Genomic DNA, 3528 nt, shown 5'->3' with positions numbered 1-3528 from the left:
CGTTAACGGCTTAAAAATAAAAGGGAAGCGCTGGGCTTCCCTGTGGTCTCATTATGGTATCTATCCCGAAAAGAGATCAACTGGCCTGATTTTTTTAGCGTAAAAATTCATGTTGTCGGCGCTAATGCATTGCTCGGGGAGGGGATACGCTTTCCGCATGCTGAGGTCCGTCGCGCCGCCCCTTATCCTGACGGCGCTTTTTAGGATCGTAAAAATCTGGTTTATTGCGCGGTTTTATCAACCACAAAGTCAAACTTTGTCAGGCCAACGCTTTGCGCACTGGTCATCACAAAAGCGACGCGGCCATATTCGGAAGCTTTGTCGGCGTATATGCGCAGGTGGGGCAGCGGTGGGCGTTTTGCCGTCTCTTCCAGCCGGGATTTTAAGGTGGCGTCATCAACGGGCTGTTTATCCCAGGCGACGCTGCCGTCGGCCAGCACCGAAATATCGATGGCCTGTGGGTCTTTCTCCAGCACGCTGGCATTCGCTTTGGGTAGATTGACTTTTACCGCATGGTTTATCACCGGCAGGGTAATCATAAAGACAATCAACAGCACCAGCATGACATCAATAAACGGCGTCATATTGATATCGTTGACCAGCGCATCTTCCTCGCTTTCAAACTGAGAATTGCCTGACAGGCTCATTATCTATCCCTCACTTATGATGCAGACTGACCCGCGCGAAATGGCTGGACGCGATGGGCGGATGCTGAATCCGCGGTGCGCAGTTCGGTGACATCGGTGCTGGTAATACGTGAACCGGTCAGGTAATAGGCGTGCAGATCGTGGGCGAAGCGGGCGATGGCATGGTGCAGGGTACGGTTGCGGCGGCTGATGGTATTGAACCCTAGCACCGCCGGAATGGCGACGAACAGGCCGAATGCCGTCATGATCAGCGCTTCGCCGACCGGGCCCGCCACATGGGCCAGATCCGGCTGGTCTACCATGCTGATGGATTGCAGCGCATGATAAATTCCCCACACGGTACCGAGCAGGCCGACAAACGGTGCCGTGCTGCCGATGGAGGCAAGGATGCCAAGACCTGATTGCAGTCGAGCGTTATGGTCGTCGATGCTGTTTTTTAGCTCGCGCGCCAGCCAGTCGCTGATATCAAGATTATTGCTGATACCCGAATCGACATTGTACTGGTGAGACATGGCCGCATGGCCCGCTATCGCCAGATCGCGGAACGGATTATTGCTGTGAGCGCCTAATGATTCGATGGCCGCCGGCAGGTTTTTTTCGCTCCAGAAACGGTGTTTGGTGCGTAGGGCGATGCTGCGCAGCCCCGCGCCCTGTATGCATTTAATGACAATCACCGACCAGGACATCACGGACATGACCAGCAGGACCAGGGCGACCGAGCGGGTGACGATGTCGCCCTGCTGCCAAACGTGCTCAATGCCAAACTCATTCATGTTGCTTCCTCAATTATCAATAAACGCTATGGGTCATGGTCATCCACCGGCGGGTGGGTTAACGGGGTAACTTGAAGGTAATGGGTTGAATCGTCATCACGGCAATCGCCTGGCCGTTTTCCAGATAGGGGTTACAGCGTATACCGGAAACGGCCGCCATCGCCGCCTGGTCAAGATCGGCATAGCCGCTGCTACGGGCGACTTCGCTACGACCCAGACTCCCGTCGGCATTAATCGCCAGGCGAATCAGAACCTCACCTTCTTCACGCAGTCGTTTGGCCTTACGCGGATAGTCGGGCGCAGGCACCCTGCAACCCACGGTAGAAACCATTTTCGGCGTGGCGTTCGGCGCGCTCTTCAGCATCTCGCCTCTGGCCGTTGCCGGGAGCGCGGCTTTGTCAGCGACCTGGGCATTTGGCATCGGCAAGGTTTTTTCATGGGGCTCCGGACGCGCGGCTTCCCGCACCGTCTTGGGTTTGTGTTCGACCTTGGGCGTCGGCTTAGGCTTAGGTTTTGGCGGTGCCGGGGGCGCGATTGGCGCAGGAACGGACGGCGCCTCTTCGTGTTGCTCAACGTCACGGTCGCTATTTTCCGCTGTCAACAACGCCGGGGTTTCGATAGCCGCCTGAGGTGCAGGCGGCGGTTCGGGTTCCGACATCTCGACCATGGTCACCTGCACGCTGGTCTGCTCCGCCGGATTGATGATGTCCAGCGGACGATACTGTGTGGTGTGCGTTATCGCCGCGCCGATCAGCGCCATATGAACCAGTACGACCGCTGCGATCGTGAGTTTGGGTAAGCGATTTTGATGCTCCGCCGCGAACCCGGAGGGTAAAAGCGTGGCGTGCGCTGCGCTGTTCGGCACTTCAATCCTCTCTTTTACTGTCATGTTCTGCACTATCACGACGTGTCGACAAGTCCTGATGGCATGACCGATACGATCCGCAATCACGGGGGCTTATCTTTCATGTGCGATGAGAAAGCAAAAGTGACACCCGACAATGAAAAAAAGTGAAAAAAAGGGATTAAGCGTCCGCCGCGGTGATGCGAATCCAATACCCAGTCGTGCGGGTAATGGCGATCGGCATGGTCTGGGCCAGAGCATCCAAAGAGTAGGGCACATTGTCCAACGGGAAGTTGCCGCTGACGCGCAGACCTGCAATCGCGGGGTCCAGACGAATGACCGCCGGGCTGTAGTTTCTCAGTGAGTCGATAACCGAGCTCAGCGGCGCGTCCTGTACTTCCAGTCGGCCTTGCGTCCAGGCGGTTTCGGCGTAAGAAGAAATGGCGACTGGCAGCAGCGTGTCATGGTTGAACCATAGGCCGTGCCCGGCGTGGACGTGCTGGTTTTCGCCGCGCAGGTTGGTGACGCTGACTACGGAATTGAGTACCGCCAGATGGATGCCGCCAGATTCCTCGCGCACGTTAAAGCGGGCTTCGCCAGCCAGAATACGGCCCATGTCGGTATGGACGCTAAACGGTCTGTCGTCGTTGACCACGCTGGCGATAAAGCCGCCAGTGCGTAACGCCACGTTGCGCTGGCTATCGTTCATGGCGATATTGAGCGCGGTGCGTGCGTTCATATTCAGAATACTGCCGTCACCCAGTTCCACACGACGGCGTTGAGCGGTATTGGTATGGATATCCGAGAACAGGTAAGGCACCGGATATTGTTGGTTGACCACCAACCCTCCCACGACGGTCACGGCGGCGATACTCAGCGTGTTCTGCAAAAACTTGCGACGGCTGGAAGGCGCAAGCAGGGTCTGGCGCAGGTTCTCTGTGGGCAGGTTTTGCGCCAGCGACTGAACCTTGCCCAACGTCATTTCTATCTGGGCGCAGGCAGCGTCGTGGCTGGCGTCGGCATAACGCCAACGTTCATATTCGCGAAAATCCTCATCGGTGGCTTCACCGGAGCGGAGCAGGACCATCCATTCGATGGCTTGCTGGGCGGTAGGATCGGGACGTTGAAATGATCTCATCGGTTGTCTGCTGCTTTGTGCATGGCGTTATTCAATCTGGCCCGCGGATGCCAGGTAACAGTTGGTGAGCGCTTTCGCCACGTACTTGCGCACCATACTGGGGGATACGTCCAACCTTTTGGCAAT

Annotated in this window: 4 protein-coding genes; all 4 read right to left on the bottom strand. The window is 56.7% G+C overall.

The genetic code is table 11. The features are described 5' to 3' along the window. Nucleotides 1-221: 221 nt before the first annotated feature. Nucleotides 222-647 (bottom strand): biopolymer transporter ExbD, encoded by a 426-nt coding sequence (locus Q7O77_RS15775; RefSeq protein WP_304169528.1) that lies wholly within the window; start codon nucleotides 645-647, stop codon nucleotides 222-224. Nucleotides 648-661: 14 nt separating this feature from the next. After that, nucleotides 662-1420, bottom strand: coding sequence for a MotA/TolQ/ExbB proton channel family protein (locus tag Q7O77_RS15770; protein WP_304169525.1), 759 nt, complete (start codon nucleotides 1418-1420; stop codon nucleotides 662-664). Between the two features lie 58 nt (nucleotides 1421-1478). Beyond that, the gene (locus Q7O77_RS15765; protein WP_304169522.1) at nucleotides 1479-2309 is read right to left on the bottom strand and encodes an energy transducer TonB; all 831 of its coding nucleotides are present in this window, start codon (nucleotides 2307-2309) and stop codon (nucleotides 1479-1481) included. 136 nt (nucleotides 2310-2445) lie between these two features. Continuing rightward, on the bottom strand, nucleotides 2446-3402 hold the full coding sequence (locus Q7O77_RS15760) for a FecR family protein (protein ID WP_304169518.1): 957 nt from the start codon (nucleotides 3400-3402) through the stop codon (nucleotides 2446-2448). Nucleotides 3403-3528 lie beyond the last annotated feature (126 nt).

The organism is Lonsdalea britannica, assembly GCF_946477055.1.
GTDB lineage: Bacteria > Pseudomonadota > Gammaproteobacteria > Enterobacterales > Enterobacteriaceae > Lonsdalea > Lonsdalea britannica_A.
Note: the sequence above shows the minus strand (reverse complement) of the source record. Positions and strands in the feature narration are given on the sequence as shown.

Excerpts from the sequence above, each read along its gene's own strand:
- Q7O77_RS15775 (WP_304169528.1), bottom strand. The coding sequence starts at position 647 with ATGAGCCTGTCAGGCAATTCTCAGTTTGAAAGCGAGGAAGATGCGCTG.
- Q7O77_RS15770 (WP_304169525.1), bottom strand. The coding sequence starts at position 1,420 with ATGAATGAGTTTGGCATTGAGCACGTTTGGCAGCAGGGCGACATCGTC.
- Q7O77_RS15765 (WP_304169522.1), bottom strand. The coding sequence starts at position 2,309 with ATGACAGTAAAAGAGAGGATTGAAGTGCCGAACAGCGCAGCGCACGCC.
- Q7O77_RS15760 (WP_304169518.1), bottom strand. The coding sequence starts at position 3,402 with ATGAGATCATTTCAACGTCCCGATCCTACCGCCCAGCAAGCCATCGAA.